The organism is Microbacterium bovistercoris (genome assembly GCF_003387575.1).
GTDB lineage: Bacteria > Actinomycetota > Actinomycetes > Actinomycetales > Microbacteriaceae > Microbacterium > Microbacterium bovistercoris.
In genome coordinates this window covers 59,797-81,067 of the sequence record NZ_QUAB01000048.1, presented here as the reverse complement: position 1 = coordinate 81,067, position 21,271 = coordinate 59,797, and the positions used below count along the sequence as shown (strand labels likewise).

The 21,271-nt window shown below is 69.2% G+C and carries 19 protein-coding genes; 12 read left to right on the top strand and 7 right to left on the bottom strand.

The window, feature by feature from the left end; translation table 11 throughout:
• The first annotated feature begins 10 nt into the window (after window positions 1-10).
• The 4 genes from DY023_RS16450 to DY023_RS16435 all read left to right on the top strand — a co-directional run bounded on the left by DY023_RS16450 (window position 11) and on the right by DY023_RS16435 (window position 3,347).
• Complete coding sequence (locus DY023_RS16450; RefSeq protein ID WP_220347352.1) at window positions 11-1,309, top strand: hypothetical protein; 1,299 nt, start codon at window positions 11-13, stop codon at window positions 1,307-1,309.
• 23 nt (window positions 1,310-1,332) lie between these two features.
• On the top strand, window positions 1,333-1,734 hold the full coding sequence (locus DY023_RS16445; protein ID WP_116243431.1) for a hypothetical protein: 402 nt from the start codon (window positions 1,333-1,335) through the stop codon (window positions 1,732-1,734).
• A gap of 127 nt (window positions 1,735-1,861) precedes the next feature.
• On the top strand, window positions 1,862-2,680 hold the full coding sequence (locus DY023_RS16440; protein ID WP_116243430.1) for an LLM class flavin-dependent oxidoreductase: 819 nt from the start codon (window positions 1,862-1,864) through the stop codon (window positions 2,678-2,680).
• A gap of 52 nt (window positions 2,681-2,732) precedes the next feature.
• Complete coding sequence (locus DY023_RS16435) at window positions 2,733-3,347, top strand: hypothetical protein (protein WP_116243429.1); 615 nt, start codon at window positions 2,733-2,735, stop codon at window positions 3,345-3,347.
• A 4-nt stretch (window positions 3,348-3,351) separates the two neighbouring features.
• Here the strand turns inward: DY023_RS16435 and DY023_RS16430 are convergent, their stop codons facing one another.
• Together DY023_RS16430 and DY023_RS16425 are read right to left on the bottom strand one after the other, a co-directional pair.
• Window positions 3,352-3,750, bottom strand: a complete 399-nt coding sequence (locus DY023_RS16430; protein WP_342771005.1) for a VOC family protein — start codon at window positions 3,748-3,750, stop codon at window positions 3,352-3,354.
• Between the two features lie 13 nt (window positions 3,751-3,763).
• On the bottom strand, window positions 3,764-5,233 hold the full coding sequence (locus DY023_RS16425) for a peptide MFS transporter (RefSeq protein ID WP_116243427.1): 1,470 nt from the start codon (window positions 5,231-5,233) through the stop codon (window positions 3,764-3,766).
• Between the two features lie 111 nt (window positions 5,234-5,344).
• On the opposite strand from DY023_RS16425, the gene DY023_RS16420 reads away from it, so the two are divergent.
• The 5 genes from DY023_RS16420 (at window position 5,345) to DY023_RS16400 (ending at window position 9,928) form a co-directional block, all read left to right on the top strand.
• Window positions 5,345-6,730 (top strand): glycine--tRNA ligase, encoded by a 1,386-nt coding sequence (locus DY023_RS16420; RefSeq protein ID WP_116243668.1) that lies wholly within the window; start codon window positions 5,345-5,347, stop codon window positions 6,728-6,730.
• A gap of 66 nt (window positions 6,731-6,796) precedes the next feature.
• Window positions 6,797-7,534, top strand: a complete 738-nt coding sequence (locus DY023_RS16415; RefSeq protein ID WP_116243426.1) for a hypothetical protein — start codon at window positions 6,797-6,799, stop codon at window positions 7,532-7,534.
• A 76-nt stretch (window positions 7,535-7,610) separates the two neighbouring features.
• Window positions 7,611-8,426 (top strand): serine hydrolase domain-containing protein, encoded by an 816-nt coding sequence (locus DY023_RS16410; RefSeq protein WP_116243425.1) that lies wholly within the window; start codon window positions 7,611-7,613, stop codon window positions 8,424-8,426.
• Between the two features lie 114 nt (window positions 8,427-8,540).
• A complete protein-coding gene (locus tag DY023_RS16405) occupies window positions 8,541-9,191 on the top strand; it encodes a hypothetical protein (RefSeq protein WP_147303317.1) in 651 nt (216 codons plus the stop codon).
• A 95-nt stretch (window positions 9,192-9,286) separates the two neighbouring features.
• Window positions 9,287-9,928 carry a hypothetical protein gene (locus DY023_RS16400; RefSeq protein ID WP_116243423.1) on the top strand — a complete coding sequence of 214 codons (642 nt, stop codon included), beginning with the start codon at window positions 9,287-9,289 and terminating at the stop codon, window positions 9,926-9,928.
• Window positions 9,929-10,213: 285 nt separating this feature from the next.
• Here DY023_RS16400 and DY023_RS16395 read toward each other — a convergent pair whose 3' ends face one another.
• Window positions 10,214-10,918 carry a FadR/GntR family transcriptional regulator gene (locus DY023_RS16395; protein WP_116243422.1) on the bottom strand — a complete coding sequence of 235 codons (705 nt, stop codon included), beginning with the start codon at window positions 10,916-10,918 and terminating at the stop codon, window positions 10,214-10,216.
• Between the two features lie 161 nt (window positions 10,919-11,079).
• Between DY023_RS16395 and DY023_RS16390 the strand changes: the two genes are divergently transcribed.
• Together DY023_RS16390 and DY023_RS16385 are read left to right on the top strand one after the other, a co-directional pair.
• Window positions 11,080-12,456, top strand: coding sequence for a GntP family permease (locus DY023_RS16390; protein WP_116243421.1), 1,377 nt, complete (start codon window positions 11,080-11,082; stop codon window positions 12,454-12,456).
• Window positions 12,457-12,458: 2 nt separating this feature from the next.
• Window positions 12,459-12,983: a gluconokinase gene (locus DY023_RS16385; protein ID WP_116243420.1), complete on the top strand. Its 525-nt coding sequence runs from the start codon at window positions 12,459-12,461 to the stop codon at window positions 12,981-12,983.
• 47 nt (window positions 12,984-13,030) lie between these two features.
• Here DY023_RS16385 and DY023_RS16380 read toward each other — a convergent pair whose 3' ends face one another.
• Complete coding sequence (locus tag DY023_RS16380; protein ID WP_116243419.1) at window positions 13,031-16,036, bottom strand: alpha-mannosidase; 3,006 nt, start codon at window positions 16,034-16,036, stop codon at window positions 13,031-13,033.
• Window positions 16,037-16,120: 84 nt separating this feature from the next.
• Here DY023_RS16380 and DY023_RS16375 point away from each other — a divergent pair, with 84 nt between their 5' ends.
• A complete protein-coding gene (locus DY023_RS16375) occupies window positions 16,121-17,155 on the top strand; it encodes a LacI family DNA-binding transcriptional regulator (protein ID WP_116243418.1) in 1,035 nt (344 codons plus the stop codon).
• An 89-nt stretch (window positions 17,156-17,244) separates the two neighbouring features.
• Here the strand turns inward: DY023_RS16375 and DY023_RS16370 are convergent, their stop codons facing one another.
• The 3 genes from DY023_RS16370 to DY023_RS16360 are packed head-to-tail and all read right to left on the bottom strand — an operon-like array spanning window position 17,245 to window position 21,262.
• Window positions 17,245-18,549 (bottom strand): sulfatase-like hydrolase/transferase, encoded by a 1,305-nt coding sequence (locus DY023_RS16370; RefSeq protein WP_116243417.1) that lies wholly within the window; start codon window positions 18,547-18,549, stop codon window positions 17,245-17,247.
• Between the two features lie 2 nt (window positions 18,550-18,551).
• The gene (locus DY023_RS16365) at window positions 18,552-19,838 is read right to left on the bottom strand and encodes a glycoside hydrolase 5 family protein (protein ID WP_116243416.1); all 1,287 of its coding nucleotides are present in this window, start codon (window positions 19,836-19,838) and stop codon (window positions 18,552-18,554) included.
• Window positions 19,835-21,262: a sulfatase family protein gene (locus DY023_RS16360; protein ID WP_116243415.1), complete on the bottom strand. Its 1,428-nt coding sequence runs from the start codon at window positions 21,260-21,262 to the stop codon at window positions 19,835-19,837. The genes DY023_RS16365 and DY023_RS16360 overlap by 4 nt, the downstream gene beginning before the upstream one ends.
• Window positions 21,263-21,271: the final 9 nt, after the last annotated feature.

Sequence of the window (21,271 nt, the reverse complement as noted above, 5' to 3'; positions counted from 1 at the left end):
GGGAGCCGGCGTGCTGATCGCTGCCGCCGTCGCCGTTCCGGCATTGACCGGCTGGAACGTGCGCGTCCGCTGGTTCCCGCCCCTGCACGCCGAGTGGCTGCCGCGGGTCGGCCCCGCGACCGCCGTCGCGATCGCGCTCGGGGTGCTCGCGATCGTCTTCGGCGATCGCATCGCCACCCGTCTGAGCTGGCGGATGCTGCAGCCGCTGGTGTTCTCGGCTGCCCTCGGCTGGCTGCTCTCGCTCGCGCTGGTGGACGGGCTGGACGGCATCGGATCGATCCTGAACCACCGCTACGAGTACCTGGGCACCGCCCGAGAGATCACGGACTTCGGTGCGACGCTGAGGGAGTACGTCTCCCGCATCCCATATTCGAGTCCGGACAACTGGCCGGTGCACATCGCCGGGCATCCGCCGGGGGCGCTGCTGTTCTTCTACGTGCTGGTGCGGATCGGGCTGGGCAGCGGCCTCGCCGCCGGTGTGGTGGTCACCGTGATCGGCGTGACCATACCCGTCGCCGTCCTCGGCACGATGCGCACGCTCGGCGCGGAGACCTTCGCACGCCGGGCGGCGGCACTGCTGGTGTTCGGGCCCGCCGCGATCTGGGTCGCCGTGTCGGGTGACGGGATGTTCGCCGCGGTCGCGGCCTGGGGCATCTGGGCGCTCGCGCACGCGGCGCGGGCGGCGGATCGCCGAGCGATGGCCGCCTGGTCGGTGCTCGCCGGGCTGCTGCTCGGCTACTGCGTGATGCTCTCGTACGGTCTGCCTCTGCTGGGCGTACTCGCCGTGGCGGTGCTGATCGCCGGTCGCTCATGGCGGCCCCTGCCGATCGCCGCCGGGGCGGCGCTCGCGGTCGTGCTCGCGTTCGCCGCTGCCGGATTCGCCTGGTGGGAGGCGTTCCCGGTGCTGCATCAGCGCTACTGGGACGGCGTCGCGTCGAGGCGTCCGCCGGAGTACTGGTTGTGGGGCAACCTCGCGGCCTTCGCGATCAGCGCCGGTCCGATGGTCGGCGCGTCACTCGCCGCAGCGATCGGCACCGCCGCCCGCTCGCGCGACAGGACGGCGGTTCCAGAGCGGGAGCACCTCGGCATCCGGACCGCGCTGCTGCTCACGCTCGCCGGCTGGGCGATGGTCCTGGTCGCCGACCTGTCGGGAATGAGCAGGGCCGAGGTCGAGCGCATCTGGCTGCCGTTCGTACCGTGGGCGCTACTCGGGCTGAGTCTGTACTCGGGCCGGGTGCGGCGAGCCGCGCTGGCCGTGCAGATCGTCTTCGCCATCGTCGTGCAGACGCTGCTGCAGACCGGGTGGTGAGTCCGCGCGAGTAGGGTCGAGGGATGCTTCCCGAAGACTGGATCCCGCATCGCCGTGACGACGGCGAGCTGATCGGATGGATTCGCGCCGAAGGTGACGACTGGGTCGCGATCGACGTGCTCGGCCGCACTGCGGGCGAAGGTCTGGACTGGCTCGCCGCAGAGGACGCGCTGGAGCAGGTCGGCCTGCGCTGGCTGGCCGACGCCTGGATGCTGGAGGGCGAGGGTCCCGCGCCGCTGCGCGTGAAGTTCGTCGAGGTCACGCCCTCGGAAGGAACCGAACCAGGCCGGATCGTCGTGAAGGTCGACGACTTCGGCGACATGCAGCGACCGCCGACCGAGCGCTTCACCCTGCCCTGGCCCCTGCCCGACAGGCTGCGCCCGATGCGCCCCGGCGACCCCGACGGGCGCACGATCACCCACTGACCTCCGCGCCGGGTCGCGGCTCGGACTCGCCGGAGTCACCGAGTTCGACCAGCTCGATCGCGACGCCCTGCGCGCGGTCTGACCCGATCCCGGTGAGCGCAGGCCCGAGCTCTCGTAGGCTGACGCCATGAGCGGCACCCATCCCTCCGGTTCGCAGCCCACCGTCGGCATCACCTTCCGGCCGCAGTCGCCGCCCGAGGACCTGCAGCCGATCGTGAGGGCGGCGGATACGGCGGGAGTCGCTGAACTGTGGCTGTGGGAGGACTGCTTCCTCGAAGGCGGGATCGCCTCGGCGGCCGCGGCGCTCGCCTGGTCGGAGCGCACGCGGGTCGGGATCGGGCTGCTGCCGGTCCCGCTGCGCAACCCCGCTCTCGCGGCGATGGAGGTGGCGACCCTGGAACGCCTCGCCCCGGGCCGGCTCATCGCCGGGTTCGGGCACGGCGTGCTGTCCTGGATGGGGCAGGTCGGTGCGCGCAAGAGCTCGCCCCTCACTCTGCTGCGCGAATATCTGACGGCGGTGCGTGCCCTGCTCGACGGTGAGACGGTCGACGTCGAAGGACGCTACGTGCAGCTCGACGGGGTCGCCCTCGACTGGCCTCCGGTGTCGGCACCGGAGATCGTGATCGGCGCGACCGGCGAGAAGACCCTGCGGCTGGCGGGCGAGCTGGGCGACGGCGTCGTGCTCTCGGCATCCGACGGGCGCGACGAGGCCGCCATCGTGCGCGCGGCGAAGGAGATCGTCGACGCGGGCAGGGCGCACAGCGGCCGTCCCGGCGGCACGCGCATCATCGTCTACACCGAGCTCGATCCCGGGCTGGATGCGCTGGAGGCACGCATCGCCGACCGCGTCGGCGCACTCGGCGAGGCCGGCGCCGACAGCGTCGTATTGCACGGCACAGCGGCTGCACCGGATCCCCGGCCCTACCTCGATGTGCTGCCCGCCTGAACTCCTCACGGCCCGGGGCGCGACACCAAGGCGGCATGCCATCCTGGGGGGCATGACAGAGCCCTTCGCGCAGCATCCGGCCGACACCGCCTTCCACGCCCGTCTCCCGATCGGTGCGCGTCTCGACGCGACGCCGCTCACCGAGGGGCTGCCGTGGGCGTTCGAGCAGATCACGATGCGGCCGCTCGAGCCGATGCTCGTGCCGGAGCAGCCGCGCGGGGGCGAGGCCGACCCGGAGAACTGTTCGTCGTGCAGACCCAGCGAGCACACCATCTGGCAGGACGACCTCTGGCAGGTACGTGCCGGCTGGGACATCGGCGGGTTGCCCTTCGTCGGGGCGATCTCGCCGCGCGAGCACTGGCTTCTCGAGGATGCGCCGCACGAGGTGCTGGCCGCCTACGGCCCGCTCATGCAGCGGATCTCCCAGGCGGTGAAGAGCATCCCCGGCGTTGCCCGAAGCCACTTCGCGCGGTGGAACGACGGCTCGGCGCATCTGCACCTCTGGGCGCTGGCCCGCCCGGCCGGCATGATGCAGGGGCGCGGAGCGGCGCTCGCGTTCTGGGACGAGATGCTGCCGAAGATGCCGCAGGAGATGGGCGAGGACCACATCCGCATCGTCGCCGAGGCACTCGCCGCCGGCGGCGGCGAGGCGTTTCCGAACCGCTGAGCCGTCAGGTGGGCAGCACGAACTTCCCGGTGTCGCCCGGGTTGACCGCGATCTCCCAGCGGAAGCCGTCGGGGTCGGCGAAGTAGCCGGAGTATCCGCCCCACTCCCTGTGCTGCGCGGGGTGCACACGTGCGCCCAGCGCCGCCGCCTCGGCGAGCACCGCATCCACTTCCGCAGGCGTGGCAAGGTTGTGCGCGAGAGTCAGAGGGGCGACGCCGGATGCCGGGGCCTCGCCGATCTCGGCCGTGAAACCCTCGACGCTCCACAGCGACAGGATGACCCGGTCGGCGACCGGCAGCATCAGCACGTCGTCGGCCTCGAAGATCGGCTTCCAGCCCAGTCCGTCCACGTAGAAGGCGCGGGATGCCGCGACATCGGCGACCGCGAGGGTGATGAAGCTCACGCGCTGATCCATGTCAGCGCACGCCCTTCATGAGCGCCAGCACCGGCTTGACGCACAGCAGCAGTGCGATGCCCATCGCGATCGCGATGGCGCCGAGGATCGAGAAGTACGGCACCTCGTTCGTGGGGTCGTAGAACTGTGCCAGCCAGCCGGCGATCGCAGTGCCCAGCGCCACCGAGAGGAAGTACAGCGACACCATCTGGGTGTGGAACTTCTCGGGAGCGAGCTTGGTCGTCACCGACAGCCCTGGGGGAGAGATGAACAGCTCGGCGACGGTGAACACGAACAGGATCAGCACGATAGCGAGCAGCGGCGTGGAGTGCGGCGCCCCGTTCGCCCAGGGCAGGAACAGCAGGAACGCGAGGCCCATGATCATCGCGCCCAGTGCGAACTTCACCGGTGCCGACGGAGCCTTGGCGCCGAGCTTGGTCCAGATGGCGGCGAAGGTGCCGGAGAGCAGGATCACGAAGATCGGGGCGATCGAGTTGATCCACGAGATCGGCATCTCGAAACCGAGCACGACGCGGTCCAGCCGCTCGTCGGAGTAGATCGTCAGCACCGTGAACTGCTGCTGGTACAGCGACCAGAAGCCGACGTTCACGATGAACAGCGGAATGAAACTGATCACCCTCGACCGTGCTGTGCCGTCGATCTGCTTCGACGAGACGATGACGAGGAAGTACGCGACGGCAGCCACTGCCGTCACCAGGATCACCACGCCGGCGAGGTTGTCGGCGCGGATCACGCCGGTCAGCACCAGCGCGACGATGAGTACGAGGCCCGCAGCCGCGATGCCGATCCACATGCCGTACCGGTTCGCGGGGAGCGGGTTGGCCACCTCCTTGGCCGACTCGGGCAGCTGCTTCCGCCCGAACGAGTACTGGATCAGGCCCAGCGCCATGCCGACCGCGGCCGCGCCGAACGCCCAGTGGAACCCGACCTTGTCCTGCAGGATGCCGGTGATGAGAGGGCCCAGGAAGGCGCCGAGGTTGATGCCGAGGTAGAACAGCGAGAACCCGGCATCCCGGCGCACGTCGTCGGGGCTGTACAGCGTGCCGACCACGGCGGTGGCGTTGGCTTTGAGACCGCCCGAGCCGATCGCCACCAGGATGAGGCCGACACCCAGGCCCCAGACGTTCGGCAGCACAGCGAGCGCGATGTGACCGGCCATGATCACCCAGGCGCTGTAGTAGAGCACCCGCTCCGACCCGAGCAGCCGGTCGGCCAGCCAGGCGCCCAGGATCGTCGCCAGGTAGACGGTGCCGCCGTACGCGCCGACGATGCCGGTGGCGACGCCCTTGTCGACGCCGAGGCCGCCGTCGGCGACCGAGAAGTACATGTAGATGAGCAGGATGCCCTGCATGCCGTAGAAGCTGAACCGCTCCCACATCTCGACACCGAAGATGTGCGCGAGCTCCCAGGGCTGCCCGAAGAACCGGGTGTCCTTGTCTCCGCGCGCTCGTTCCCCCCGAACAGTCGTCATGCACTCGACGCTAGCGCCCTCGCGGGATCGTGCGGTAGAGGACCGCGGATAGACTTGAGGAAGCCCGTGATCACGGGCGTTCTCCCGCAGCATCCGACCATTGGAGCCACCGTGGCCGAACAGTCCCGTCTTGACAAGGTCATCGCCCTCGCCCGCCACCGCGGGTTCGTGTTCCAAGCGGGTGAGATCTACGGCGGTTCCCGTTCGGCATGGGACTACGGCCCCCTCGGAACCGAGCTGAAGGAGAACATCCGCCGGCAGTGGTGGCAGACGTTCGTGCGCGGCCGGGGCGACATGGTCGGCCTGGACTCGTCGATCATCCTGCCCAAGCGCGTGTGGGAGGCATCCGGACACGTCGCGACCTTCACCGACCCGCTGGTGGAGTGCCTGAGCTGCCACAAGCGCTTCCGCGCCGACAACCTCATCGAGGACTTCGAGGCGCGCAAGGGCCGCAAGGCCGAGAACGGCCTGGCCGACATCCCCTGCCCGAACTGCGGCAACAAGGGCCAGTACACCGAGCCCAAGGCGTTCTCCGGCCTGGTGAAGACCTACCTCGGCGTCGTCGACGACGAGTCGGGCCTGCACTACATGCGCCCCGAGACCGCCCAGGGCATCTTCGTCAACTTCTCGAACGTGCTGACCGCTTCGCGCAAGAAGCCGCCGTTCGGCATCGGCCAGGTCGGCAAGGCGTTCCGCAACGAGATCACCCCGGGTAACTTCATCTTCCGCACCCGCGAGTTCGAGCAGATGGAGATCGAGTACTTCGTGCCGCCGGCCGAGGCGCAGGAGTGGTTCGAGCACTGGATCGAGGCCTGCTGGAACTGGTTCATCGACCTCGGCATCAACCCCGAGAACATCCGCCAGTTCGACGTTCCCGAAGAGGACCGCGCACACTACTCCGCCGGCACCATCGACGTCGAATACCGCTTCGGCTTCGCGGGCAAGGAGTGGGGCGAGCTCATGGGTGTCGCCAACCGCACCGATTACGACCTGTCGTCGCACACCGAGGCGTCCGGCACGTCGCTCACCTACTTCGACCAGGCATCCGGCGAGCGGTACACGCCCTACGTGATCGAGCCGTCGTTCGGCCTCACCCGCGCGATGATGGCCTTCCTCGTGGACGCGTACGTCGAGGAGGAGGTGCCGAACGCGAAGGGCGGCACCGACACCCGCACCGTGCTCAAGCTCGACCCGCGCCTCGCGCCGGTCAAGGTGGCCGTGCTGCCGCTGTCGCGCAACGAGCGCCTGTCGCCCCTGGCCCGCTCGGTGGCCGACGGCCTGCGCGGCCAGTGGACGGTCGACTTCGACGACGCCGGCGCGATCGGCCGCCGCTACCGTCGCCAGGACGAGGTCGGCACCCCGTTCTGCGTGACGGTCGACTTCGACTCGCTCGACGACGACGCCGTGACCGTGCGCGACCGCGACACCATGGGCCAGGAGCGCGTGCCGCTCGCGAACCTGCACGCCTACCTCGCGGAGCGCCTGCGCGGCGCCTGAGCGGCGCCTGCCGTGACGCAACCGAGGGCGCGGAACCGGACTGTCCCGGCCGACCCTGCACCGACGGTGTCGATCGCCCGCCCCACGGCGGCGGTCGTACTCTTCGCGCTGAGTGTCGCCCTGCTGATGCTGGTCGTGCTCGACCTGCGCGACAACGATGGCGCGGCGGTGATGATCGCCCTGTTCGGCATCCCGATGATCGCCGCAGCCATCGTGGTCCAGTTCTACCTGTCGGCGGCTGCGGGCATCCGGGCCGAGCGCCCCATGCAGGCGCTGGAGGAGATGCAGGACGCCCAGCGCGTCAGCAGGTCGTTCCTGTGGTGGATCCTTCTCGTGCTGCCGGTGGGGGTCCTCGCCGGGGCGGTCTTCGCCATCCTGCGCGAACCGGACTACTTCCTCGGCGACGGCCCGTGGATGCTGATCTGGCTTCCGATCTTCGTCGCAGTGGCACTGCTCCTCGGCGGAGTCGTCTGGTTCTTCTTCGTGTTCCCGGTCGCTCTGCTGGTGAAGGCGGTTCGAGCGAGTCTGCGCGGCGAGGGCGCACCGGCGATGTACGTCTGGCCGATCGTGCTGCTGCTGATCGGAGCCCTGTGCATCGTCGGCGGCCTGTCCACCGACTTCGCAACCGTCGGAAAGGCCGCCACGATCCCGGTCATCCTGTCCATCCTCGGGATCCCCGGGCCCTATCAAGTGCTGTGGGAGCCCGGCCTGTGGATCGTGCGCGGGATCATCGCTGTGCTCATGGTGCTCTTCGTCGCGACATGGCTCAAGGACCGTCCCGCCCGGCGTGCTGAGAAGCGCTGACGCGTTCCCCGCTCAGCGCGATGCTCGCCGACGAACGGCGCAACCCGGAGTTCGGGCGACATGGAACGATGGGACAGTGGAGACCACGACTTTCGCCGCGACCGCCGGCTTCCCGCATCCGGCCCTGATCGGGGTCACGAACTCCGCCGAGACCCTGGCAGTGCAGGGTGATCCGCACGTGGTCATGCCGGTGGCATCCGTGACCAAGCTGCTCACCGCCTGGGGCGTGTTCGTCGCGATCGAGCGTGGACTGATCGATCTCGACGAGCACGCCGGACCGGCGGGCGCGACCGTGCTGAACCTGCTCGACCACACCAGCGGCCTGCCCATGGAGGGCGCCGAGCCGCAGCGCGCGCCAGGCGAGCGGCGCATCTACTCCAACGCCGGCATCGACGCACTCGGCGCGCACGTCGCGGATGCCGCGGGCATGCCGTTCGCCGACTGGATGCTGCGCGAGGTGATCCTTCCCCTCGGCATGGACGACACCGACGTCAGCGGCCGTCCGTCGGCCGGCGCCCGCTCATCGATCCACGATCTGCTGATCTTCGCCCGCGAGGTGCTGCGGCCGACCCTGGTGCCGGGCGCGCTGCGCGGTCTGGCACTCACGGTCTCGCACCAGGGGCTGCGCGGCGTCGTGCCCGGCTACGGCGGCTTCGCGGACTGCCAGTGGGGACTCGGGTTCGAGCTCAAGGGGGTCAAGAGCCCGCACTGGCTGGCGGACTCGTTCCCGCCCGAGACGGCCGGGCATTTCGGAGCGCTGGGCAGCTTCCTGTTCGTCGACCGGTCTCGCGATCTCGCGGCCGCGTTCCTTTCCGGAGTCCCGTTCAGCGACGAGCACAAGCGCATCTGGCCGCCGCTCACCGAGGAGATCGTCGCGCGGTACGGGGGTTAGCCATTTGCGGGTGGCGGACCGATTGGCGGATGGCGGCGGATGCCGCCGCGTGCCGTCCGCCGTGCGCAGAATGCTCCGCCGCCTGCAAGGCGGGGCCCGGGTAGGGTGAGCGGGATGAGCGATCAGGATGCCGCGAAGGATGCCCGAGCGCAGCGCCGCACCTGGGTGATCGGCGGCCTCCTGCTGGTGCTCGCCGCGCTTGTCGGCTTCGTGGCCCGGTTCGAGCGCGCGTGGATGCATCCCGCGCAGAACGTGCTCTGGGCATTCGGCGTGTTGGTGCTCGTGATCGGGCTGGGGCGTGCCGGGAGCATCACGGGCCGCCGGCCGCTCGCCACGACCACCGTTCTGCTCCAGCTCGCGGTCGCGAACCCGCTCACGGCTGCTTTCGTGAGCAGCCTGGTCCCGCAGATCCCCGACAATCTCTACGAGCAGGAGGACGCCCAGATCGCCGTCACGTTCCCGTATCTGGGCCTGGTGCTCGTGCTCACAGTCGCGACGGTCATCCTGATCGGGCTGGCGGGCGCAGTTCCGCGACCCTGGAACTGGGCTCCCGCCGGGGTGCTCGCGATCGCGGCGATCTCGTCGTTCGCGTCCCTCCGGTTCGTCACGGCCGACGGGGCGGCTCGTGTCGCCGGCCGCATCCTGTTCGAACTTCCAGGCGTGGGCGTGCTGTTCCTCGGAGTGCTCGCGATCGTTCTCGGCGCGCGGGCGACCCGGCATCCGGCATCGTCGCAGCCGGCGGAGGATTCTGCGGTCGGCGGCTGATTCCGGCATCCGGCATCCGCCGTCTGCAGATCCGTCCGCCAGGTGGGGGGTGATGACGTATGCCGCGCAGCGGTGCCGGAGGCTAGGGTGAGCGCATGATCGACGTCGATGCGAGCGGGGCAGCGAGCGTCCAGCGTCGGCGCACCTGGATCACCGCGGGAGTGCTGCTGCTGGCATCCGTGCTGCTCCAGGTGGTGACGAACACGATGCCCGGCGTCTGGACCGGTGTGCTGCCGCAGTTGCTGTTCGCGGCGTCGCTGGTGATCTTCGCGATCGGGCTCGGCCGCGGCGGCAGCGTCACCGCGCGCCGCCCGCTGGGCACGGGCGCACTGATCGCCTTCGCGGTCTGGGACCTCGTCTGGCCGTGGTGGCTGATGAGCCTGTTCACCTACCCCGGCACCGACGATGAGGAGTACTTCGCCGCGATGCGGATGCTCGGCACCACCGGTCAGGTCGTCGCCCTCATCCTGGTGGTCATCGCCGTGACCCAGATCGGTCGCATCCGTGTCGTGCCGCGCCCGTGGAACTGGGCGCCGCTGTGGGCGCTCTCCGCCGTAGTGGCGGTCCAGGTGCTGCAGAACATCATCGTGGTGGCGTCCTTCGCTGTCGGGCAGGCGGCTCTGCTGGCCGTCAGCGGGCTCTTCACGCTGATCTCGATCGCGGCGACCGGGTTCCTCGGCGTGCTCGCGATCGTCCTCGCGACGCGGCGCGACCCGGCATCCGTCGTCGTGTACTGACGCCGGAAAGCCGACGCCCCGCGTGATCGGCAGCGATCAGGCGGGGCGGGAAGTGTTCGGGGCGACGATCAGAAGTCTTCGCCCTCGGCCTGCGAGGGGTGCTTGTCGAACCAGTACGGACGGCCGAAGTGCTGGTGGGCGTCGATGTCGAAGAGTTCAGTGCTGTCGTCGCGGTCCATGAGGATCTCCCTGGGCTTGAATGAGTGGCTTGATACCAGTCTCAGGGGTGATCGTTGGGTCTTTCGCGCGAGAGTGACTGAAAGAAGTGTGCTTCTTTCGGATCTGTTATGAAGCCGCCTCCGCCATCGCTGAGATCGCAGCCGTCGACTCCGTCACGATCGCGCGCATCGACCGCTCGGCGAGGTCGCCGTCGCCGGCCTGAACCGCCGCCACGACCTCTCCGTGCAGGCGCAGCGCCTCGGCGTTCGCCGTCGTGGGCATCATCGCGTGGTGCGTGCGACCCTCCAGCACGCTGGTGACGATCGTGCGCAGGCCGGTGAGCATCACGTTGCCCGAGGCCTCCAGCAGCACGCTGTGGAAGTCGACGTCGTGCGCAAGGTATTCATCGTCGGATGCGGCTCGCGCCGTCGACGCCATTCCGACCAGTGCCGCGGTGAGCGCGCCGCATTGCTCGGGTGTCGCGCGCTCGGCGGCGAGTCGCGCCGCGAGTGGTTCGACGGCGCTGCGCAACTCGCTCAGACTGCGCAGCAGGGCGACGCGATCCGGACCCTCGAGCCGCCAGCGCAGCACGCGCGAGTCGTAGGGACTCCACTGCTCGACCGGAGTGACAGTGATCCCGACGCGCTGGCGCGACTGCACCATGCCGACGGATTCGAGCACGCGAACCGCCTCGCGGATCGCGCTTCGAGAGGCGCCGAACTCCTCGATCGCATCCTCCATGACGATCCTGCTGTCGGCTGGGCGACGGCCCGAGCCGATCTCGGACCCCCATCGTTCGACGATCTCATCGTGCAGGCGTGTCTGACGCATGAGGTCAGCCTAGAGCCGATGATCACATGAATTCCTCCCCACACTTGTAATAGTCGGATTATTCAATTACAGTGCTTTCAAATATCAGACAGAAGCGCTGCGGCTTCCACGGCGCCTCTCGTAGCGGAGGAACAATGATGGTTCCCTTGACTCTCCATCCGATGGCAGGCGCGGAGATCGTGCCCGTCGGATCGGACGCGCGGCTCATCGCGGCGGCGCTGATCGGATTCGCCGTGATCATCGTGCTGATCACCTGGCTGAAGGTGCACCCGTTCCTCGCCCTCACCATCGGCGCGCTCGGCGTCGGGCTCGGTGCGGGTATGGACACCGGACAGGCACTGACCAGCTTCACGACGGGATTCGGCGCCACGATGGGTGGCGTCGGCGTGCTGATCGCCCTCGGCGCGATGTACGGCAAGCTGCTCGCGGACTCCGGCGGCGCCGACCGGATCGTCGACACGCTCGTCGCGCGGTCGAGCCCGAAGATGCTGCCGTGGACGATGGGCGTCGTCGGCGCCGTGATCGGTCTTCCGATGTTCTTCGAGATCGGACTCGTGCTGCTGATCCCGGTGATCATCCTTGTCGCACGCCGCTCCGGACTGTCGCTGATGCGCATCGCGATCCCCACGCTCGCCGGTCTGTCGGCGATGCACGGCCTCGTCCCGCCGCACCCGGGCCCGCTGATCGCGATCGACGCGCTCGGCGCGAACCTCGGCACCACCCTCGCCTTCGGCGTGATCGTCGCGATCCCGACGATCATCGTCGCCGGCCCGGTCTTCAGCCGGTTCGCCGCGAAATGGGCGCCCGTACCCGTTCCCGCGATGTTCGTCACCGCGGAGGACAAAGGCGAGGACATCGCCGCGCGACCCCGCCCGTCGTTCGGCGCCGCGCTGACCAGCATCCTGCTGCCGGTCGTGCTGATGATGGGCAAGGCGCTCATGGCCGTCATCGCTCCGGACGCCGACGGTCCCTGGAAGGTGGCGATCGACTTCGTCGGCACGCCGACGATCGCGCTGCTGATCACGCTGATCGCCGCGATCTTCCTGCTCGGTGTTCCCGCCCGGATGAATCGCACCACGCTCGCGGAGACGCTCGAGAGCAGCCTCCCGCCCATCGCAGGCATCCTGCTGATCGTGGGTGCAGGTGGCGCCTTCAAGCAGGTGCTCATCGACACCGGCATCGGCGAGGTCATCACACGGGCGGTGCTCGACAGCGGCATCTCGGTGCTGCTGCTGGGCTGGGTCGTCGCCGTGCTCGTGCGCATCGCGACCGGCTCTGCGACGATCGCGACGATCACGGCTGCCGGACTGATGGCGCCGGTCGCCGCCACGCTGCCGTCGCCCGAGGTGGCACTGCTGGTGCTCGCGATCGGCTCGGGCTCGGTGTTCCTGTCGCACGTCAACGACGCCGGGTTCTGGCTGGTCAAGCAGTACCTCGGCACGAACCTGCCGCAGACGTTCAAGACCTGGACGGTTCTCGAGTGCCTGATCTCGGTCGTCGGTCTCGCCGGCGTGCTGCTGCTCGACCTGGTGGTGTGATCATGGCGATCGGGGAGCGCAGCGATCCGCCGATCGTGCTCGTCGTGATGGGCGTGTCCGGCTCGGGGAAATCCACCGTGGCCGGGATGCTCGCGGGACGACTCGGCTGGGATCTCGAAGAGGGCGATGACCTCCACCCGGCCGGCAACGTCGCGAAGATGGCGGCCGGTATTCCGCTCACCGACGAGGACCGCCGGCCGTGGCTCGACAGGATCGCGGCCTGGATCCAGGTGCACACCGAATCAGGGACGCCGGGCGTCGTCACCTGCTCCGCTCTGCGACGCACCTACCGCGATCGCCTCGCGGGCCCCGGCGTCGTGTTCGTCCACCTCGAAGGGTCGCAGGAGACGATCGCCGCTCGCCTCAGCAGCAGGCTGGATCACTTCATGCCGCAGAGCCTTCTCGGCTCGCAGTTCGCCACCCTCGAACCGCTGGAGCCTGATGAGAACGGCATCGTGGTCGAGCTGGCACGGCGTCCGAAGGACGAGGTCAAGGAGATCATCCGCCTGCTCGAGCTGGACGGTTGACGTACAGCATCCCCGCGTGGCGCGAACGCCACGCGGGGATGCGGACGTCAGGCGCGGACGATGCGCAGGGTGCGGACCTCGAACGGCCGCAGTGACAGCGCACCGCCGGTGCGCGCGTCGTCGAGGTCGTCCTCGATCAGCGACACCTCGCGGATGCCGGAGTGCGGGAAGCCCACGGTCAGCTCGCCGGATGCCCGGCGGCCGAGCGCCTCGTACACGCGCACGATCACATCGCCGGAGCGGTCATCGGCCAGCTTGACCGACGACACGACGAGGCCGTCGCCCGAGACGGAGACCAGTGGCTCCACCTCGTCGGCACCGCGGACCAGCGTCGACGGGGCGTTCAGGCGGATGCCCTCGGCGGTGGCGATCGCAGCATCCGCTCCGATCACGAAGCCGACCTCGATCTCGTGGTGGCCGTGATCCGTGTCGGGATCGGGGAAGCGCGGAGCGCGCAGCAGCGACAGGCGCAGCGTCGTGGTGACGTCGTCGCCGTCCACCTCACGAGAGGTGTCGTAGCCGTAGATCGAGTCGTTCACGAGGGCGGCGCCGAAGCCGTCGTCCTCCTGTGCGAGCACGAACCGGTGCATCGAGGTCTCGAACTTCGCAGCCTCCCAGCTGGTGTTCACGTGGGTGACGCGGCGCTGGAAGCCGAACTGCGTCTCGGCCAGGGTCTCGCGCGCGAAGATGTCGAGCGGGAAGGCCAGCTTGAGCAGCTTCTCGGTCTCGTGCCAGTCGATGTCGTTGAGCAGCATCACGGTCCGCGAACCGGGGCGCAGCACGATCGTCTGCGTGATCCGCGACTCGGAGAACTCGCGCTTGACCAGCACGGTCGCGGCGCCGTCGACGATGGAGGCCGAGATGTCGGCCACGGCGGTCAGGTCGTCGACCCGGTTCTTGTAGTAGCGGTCGATGTCCCACGCATCCCACATGTTGGGGAAGTCCTGGTGCAACTGGAACAGGTTCGCGGGCTTGCCGGCCGGGATCGTCTCGCGTCCGGTCGCCTTGTCGACCGCCGAGGTGATGAGCCCCTGGGCCGAGACGGTGACGGCGACGAGGTCGTTCTCGAGACGGAAGCCGTCGGGCAGTTCGGTGAGCGAGGCCATCTCGCCCTTCGACAGGCTCAGGGACCCATCGTCGAAGGACGCGCCGAGTGCGCGCCCCTCGCCGACCGACGTCGGCGTGAACCGAAGCACCCGATCGCCCTCGCCTGCCAGCGCCTTCCGGGCGGCGGCGGACAGCGTCTCGGCATCCGTCAGCACGCCGCTGAGCACCTCGACGGCCTCGCGGTGCACCCAGGCGATCGACGTGCCGGGCAGGATGTCGTGGAACTCGTGCAGCAGCACGATCTGCCACAGCCGGTCGAATTCCTCGTGGGGGTACTCGACGCCCTTCTGCACGGCGGCGGTCGCCGCCCACAGCTCGGCCTCGATGAGCGACTGCTCGGCCCAGCGGTGCAGCGCCTTCGTGGCGTGCTGGCTGGTGAGCGTGCCGCGGTGCAGCTCGAGGTACAGCTCCCCGACCCAGACCGCAGGGTCGGTCAGCTCGGCCTTCGCCTCGTCGAAGAACTCGTCGGGGTGCTTCCACTCGACCTTGGCGGAGCCCTCGAGGTCGGCCAGGCGTGCTGCCTTGCCGGTCATCTCACGGGTGGTGCCGCCGCCGCCGTCGCCCCAGCCGACCGGGGCGATCGAGCGGGTCGCTACGCGGTTCTCCTTGAACTGGCGCGACGCCTTCGCGACCTCCATGCCCGACAGCTGCGAGTTGTAGGTGTCCATCGGCGGGAAGTGCGTGAACATGCGCGAACCGTCGATGCCCTCCCACAGGAAGCTGTGGTGCGGGAAGACGTTGCGCTGGTTCCACGAGATCTTCTGCGTGAAGAACCACTCGAAGCCGGCACGGCGCATCAGCTGCGGCAGCGCGGGCGAGTAGCCGAAGCTGTCCGGCAGCCACACGCCCTTCGACCGGATGCCGAACTCGCGCTCGAAGAAGCGCTGACCGTGCGAGAACTGGCGCACGAGGGACTCACCCGTGGGCATGACGGTGTCCGACTCGACCCACATGCCGCCCAGCGGCAGGAACTTGCCCTCGGCGACGGCGGCCTTGATCCGCTCGTAGACCTCGGGGCGGTGCTCCTTCATCCACGCGTACTGCTGCGCGCTGGACATGCCGTACTTGAACTGAGGCTGCTCCTCGATGAGCGTCGTCATCGAAGAGGTGGTGCGGGCGACCTTGCGCACCGTCTCGCGCACCGGCCACAGCCACGCGGAGTCGATGTGGGCGTGACCGATCGCGGCGATCTGATGGGCGCTGGCCTCGGCGGGCGCCGCCAGCACCTCGGCGAGCTGTGCGCGGGCGTCCGGCGCGGTCTCGATGATGCGCTGCAGGTCGAGCACGTCGAGCGCGTCGTCCAGGGCCTGCAGGATGCGCATGCGGCGGGGGCTGGTCTCGGGCAGCTCGGCCTGCAGCTCGAGGAGGACATCGAGGTCGAGGGACAGCTCGAACACCTCGGACTCGAAGACCGCGAGGTCCATGTGCCGCACCCGGTACAGCGGCTCGTGGGAGGAGGTCTTGATGTCGCCCTCCTGCGTGGGCAGGAAGGGATGGTAGTCGAGCAGCACCGGGTTCGACGCACCCTCGAGGTAGAACTCCACGGCCTGGCCGGCCTCGGCATCCACCGGCAGCCACTGGTTGCGCGGGTTCAGGCTCTTCACCGGCGTGCCGTCGGGGCGATACGCGAGCGCCTCGCACTGGAAGCCGGTCATGTTCACGTCGAAGCCGAGGTCGATGAGCGCCTCGACCTTCTTGCCGGCCCACTCGGCGGGCACCTCGCCGCGAAGACGGAACCAGGTGGTGCCCCAGGCGGGACCCCACATGCTGCCCGCGGAGAACGGCTCGAAGTCGAGGGCGAGGCCCTCGACGGGGGCGATGGGCTCGCCCGGCAGCTGATGGGCGGCGATCTCGAGCGGAACGCGTGCCGAGTGGATGGCGGGGACGACGCGCTCGGTCAGGACGCGCTTCACCCGGCCGACGGTGAGGGAGGTGTCTTCATGCATCGGTGTCTGTCCTTCGGATGCCAGAATGTGGGTGTGCTCGCCGCTGGGGAACGAGCAACTAAAACGATCTAGTACGGTGAGTCTATGTCACGGTCCAAGCGTGTCACCATCTCGGACATCGCGCGCGAGGCAGGAGTGTCGCCCGGCGCGGTGTCCTTCGCGCTGAACGGGCGCCCCGGTGTCAGCGAGCAGACCAGGCAGCGCATCCTCGCCATCGCCGAGCAGCACAGCTGGCAGCCGAGCTCGACGGCACGGGCACTGGTCGGCGCGAAGGCCGGCGTCATCGGTCTCGCGGTCAACCGCCCCGCCCGCACGCTGGGCACCGAGGCGTTCTTCACCGAACTGATCGCCGGCGTGCAGTCGTCTCTCGCGACCCGCCGCATCGGCCTGCAGATCGTGGTCGTGCCCACGATCGAGGAGGAGATCGCAACCTACCGGCGCTGGAGCAGCGCGAATCAGGTGGACGGCGTGATCGTGCTCGACCCCCGCGACGACGATCCCCGGCTCGAGGCTCTGCGTGACCTGCGGCTGCCCGCGGTCGTCATCGGCAGCAGGATGCCGACCGAGGACACCGACGACGACACAGCCGTCATCTGGCTCGACGACGACGACGCCGCGCACACCGTGTTCGACTACCTCGCCGGCCTCGGGCACACGCGGGTCGCCTACGTCTCCGGTCCGGCCGAGTTCCAGCACACCCGCATCCGCGCCGCCGTGCTGGCAGGGCAGGAGTCCCGTGGTGTCACCGGCGAGACGATCGCCACCGACTTCTCGCCTGTGCAGGCGTCCGCCACCGCACGCCGGCTGCTCAGCCGAGCGGAGCGGCCGACGGCGATCGTGTTCGACAACGACGTGATGTGCATCGCCGGGCTGCGCGTCGCCCAGGAGATGGGCGTCGCCGTGCCCGGCGACCTCTCCCTGGCGTCCTTCGACGACTCGGTGGTCACGGGTCTGGTGCATCCGTCGATCACGTCGCTCACGCGAGACACCTTCGAGCTCGGCGTTCGATCGGCCGACCTGCTGCTCGAGCGGCTCGACTCGCCGGATGCTCCCGGCGATCGCCCCGGCCCCCGGCCGACGCTCACTGTGCGCGAGAGCACGGCCCGCCCGCGCGCCTGAGCGGAGGCGCCCGCGCAGCCAGGTCGCGCTTTGTGCCGGTGTGCGCGGCATCCGTTCGTTCAGGTCGCAATTCGACCTGACAGTCGACGTCAGGCGGCGGGCAGCCAGGGGGTCGGGTCCCAGTCGAAGCTCTCGGCCCAGGCCATCAGCTCGGCCCGCAGGCTCGCCGCCATCTCCGGATGCTGCACCGACACGTCGGTCGTCTCGGCAGGGTCGGCGTCGAGGTCGGCGAGGAAGCTGGATGCCGGGTCGAACGGGCCGCCGAGGTGCTCGCGGGCCGCGAGCGTCAGCTTGAACCGGCCGCACCGCGCGGCCAGCTGCGGGCCGTACTCCCAGAACAGGGTGCGCTCCGCGGCATCCGCTCCGCGCAGCGGCTCGAGAACGCTCTGCCCGTCGATGCCATCGGCCGTGGGCAGCCCCGCCGCCTCGAGCACGGTCGGCAGCACGTCCATCATGGCCGAGGGCGCCGTGAACGAGACGCCCTGCGGCAGCCCAGCCGGCCACGAGATGATCGCCGGCACCCGGATGCCGCCCTCGAACAGCGAACCCTTGTTGCCGCGCAGTCCGCCGGTGGAGCCTCCCTCGTACGAGATCTCCTCGCCGTTCAGCCAGTTGCGGCTCTCGGTCGACGGTCCGTTGTCCGAGGAGAAGAACACGATGGTGTCGTCGGCGACGCCCGCGGCGTCGAGCGCATCGAGGATGCGGCCCACTCCGTCGTCCATCGCCGAGATCATCGCCGCCATGATGCGGCGGTCGTCGGGCAGCTCCGGGAACCGGTCGACGTACTCCTTCGGCGCGTGCATCGGGTAGTGCGGCGCGTTGAACGGCACGTAACAGAAGAAAGGCTCGCCCTCCGCAGCGGCGATGAACGAGACCGCCTTCTCAGCGATGACCTCGGTGAGGTAGCGGCCGTTGTCGTAGACCTCGCGCTCGTCGTCCCAGAGGTCGTGCACGGGATTCAGGCCCTGACCCCAGTAGAAGATGTGCGAGTAGTAGTCCACGCAGCCGGCGAGGAACCCGAAGTGCCGCGAGAAGCCGCGATCCATCGGGCGGTAGCCCTCGCCCACACCGAGGTGCCACTTGCCGAAGATGCCGGTCCGGTAGCCCTCGTCCCGCAGGCGCGACGCCAGGGTCGGCTGCTCGGGCAGGCCGGGGGTGCCGCGCTTGCCGCCGAGGATCTCCTGCACGCCCGCGTGCACCGGGTGCCGTCCGGTCAGCAGCGACGCGCGCGACGGCGAGCACACCGGCGAGTTCGAGTACCAGTCCGTCATCCGGACGCCGCGGGCGGCGAGCCGGTCGAGGTGCGGGGTGCGGATGTCGTCGGAGCCGAAGCATCCGATGTCGCCGTAGCCCAGGTCGTCCGCATAGATGACGACGACGTTCGGACGGCTCATGCTCAGCTCACCACCGTGTTGTTCGAGGAGTAGGTGCCCACGCCCGTCGACAGGTCGGGCCGCACCAGCTCGGTGATCCCGCGGGAGGCCAGGATGCCGGCATCCGCGGCATCCTTCGACGTCACGAACGCGGGGTCGAGGCCGTCGGTGCAGGCGTCGACCCAGGCCTGGAAGATCGCGCCGCCGGGGCTCATCGCGCCACGACTGACCGGGATCTCGTCGTCGTCCACGTCGATGACGATCCCGAGCGTGCGCGCCGGTGCAGCGGTGCGCGAACGCAGCTCCGGGATGATCTCGGCGAACCGCCGCCCGATCGGCTTCACGTCGCCGTCGTTGGAGATCAGGCCCAGCGAGTACTCCAGTTCGGGGTAGTCGGCGAGCTTCCGGCTGACGTCGTGGGAGCACCACCAGGTGACGCCCCACAGGTTCTCGGTCCGGGCCGAGGAGCGCACGGTCGCCTCGAGGAACCCGGGCATCTCATCCGCCGTCAGGCAGTTCGACGGCGCCCCGACCTCCTGCAGCCAGATCGGCCGGGCCGGGTCCGTGGCGAACGCGCGGGACAGCTCGATCATGTACTCCGCGTGCCGGTCGGATGCCACGGAGCGGCCGCCGTACCGCTGGGCGGTGCCGTTGAAGATCCAGGAGTGCACGGTGGTCATCGCACCCAGACGCGACGCGTGCGCGGGGGTGAAGCCGTGCCCGTCCATGTACCAGGCGGCGTCGTACTCGCTGTGCACGTGCTGCTGCTGCGGCGCCGAGCGATCTGCGGCGTCGAGCAGCGAGGTGATCCAGTTCGCGGCCTCGTCCGGAGTGACCGGCCACTGGTGCGGGTGCGTCTCGGCGGAGAACTGGTTGGTCTCGTTGCCGAGGGTGAAGCCGAGGAAGTTCTCCGCCCCGCCGAGTGCCTCGCCGAGCCGCTCGACCAGAGCGACCTGCCCGCTGAGCGCATCGGGGTGCGTGAACATGTTCTTGTCGTGCCAGGTGAACAGCCAGGAGGGCACGAAGTCGAAGCTCGACAGATGCCCCTGGATGACATCGACGCTGGCGTCCAGGCCGAACTCGGCAGCCACATCGACGACCGCGCGCACATCGGCGACGGCCTGTTCGCGGATCAGGGTGCGGTTCGGCTGCAGCACCGTCCAGAGCGGGAAGATGCGCACGTGGTCGAGCCCGAGCGACGCCAGGCCGGCGAAATCGCGGCGCACGTCATCGAGGTCCAGCGACATCCACGAGTGCATCCACTCGGTGGCCGGCGTGTAGTTGGCGCCGAAACGCAGAGGGGTGATCATCGCGTGCGTCCTTCCGGAGCGGGCTGGCGGGGATGCGGGGTGTCGCCGAGCTCGAGCTGCAAGTCCCACAGCTTGAGAGTCAGCTCGCGGCGGACGTCCGCGTAGGCGGGGTCGAGGTGCACGCTGTGCAGCTCGTGGGGGTCGTTCTCGAGGTCGAACAGCTCCCACTCCGGCGGGAAGGTGAGGTTGCCGGTGTTCGGCAGTTCCATCCCGTCGGCGTAGAAGTAGATGAGCTTGTAGCGATCCGTGCGGATTCCGTAGTGGGCCCAGACGTGGTGCATGTGATCGTCGTGTTCGTAGAACCGGTAGTAGTGGGCGTCGCGCACCGGAGCCGGGTCCTCACCGGTCAGCATCGGTGCGAGGCTGGTGCCCTGCATACCGGCGGGCGCCTCGACGCCGGCGAAGTCGAGGATCGTCTGCGCGATGTCGACGTTCGAGACGAGGTTCTCGGATGCCTGCCCCGCGGGCACGCGGGCGGGATAGCTCAGGATGAGCGGCATCCGCAGCGATTCCTCGTACATGAACCGCTTGTCGAACCAGCCGTGCTCGCCGAGGTAGAACCCCTGGTCCGAGGCGTAGATCGTGACGGTGTCGTCGGCGTGGTCGCTCTCGGCGACGAACGACGTGAGCGCCTGCACGCTCTCGTCGACGGCGGCGACGCAGCGCAGGTAGTCCTGCATGTAGCGCTGGTACTTCCACACCGCGCGCTCCTCATAGGCGAGCTCTGCGGGTGGGTCCTGCTTGAGGTCGATGTCGTAGAGGTGATCGGCGATGCGCATGGTCGCGCTGTGCGCGGGCGTGCCCCGGCCGGAGTAGTCGTCGTCGAACGTCGGGGGCAGGGGGATCGGGTCGGTGAAGAGCTCCGCGTGCCGGGGGTGGTACAGCCAGGACCGGTGCGGAGCCTTGTGCCAGACCAGCACGCAGTACGGCTCGTCGCCCTGCTCGGCCATCCAGGCCAGTGCGTGCTCGGTGAGGATGTCGGTGACGTAGCCCTCGTGCCGCACGCGGCCCTCGGCGGTGATCAGTTCGGGGTCGAAGTACTCACCCTGGTCGGGAAGCACCTCCCAGTGGTCGAAGCCCGCGGGGTCGTAGCCCTCGCCGTGGCCGAGGTGCCACTTGCCGAACATCGCGGTGCGGTAGCCGGCGGCCTGCAGCGCGGTGATGAACGTCTCGTGATCGTTCGTCAGGTGGGTGGCCAGCGTGGTCACCGTGCTGGTGTGGCTGTAGGTGCCGGTGAGGATCGTGGCGCGGCTGGGGGTGCAGAGAGAGTTCTCGACCAGTGCGCGGTCGAAGCGCATCCCGGCGTCTGCGACGGCGTCGATGCCCGGCGTGCTGTTGACGACCGATCCGTACGCGCTGATCGCGTTGGGTGCGTGGTCGTCGGTGAGCACGAACACGAAGTTCGGGCGGCGGTCGCCGGTCATCGTTGTCCC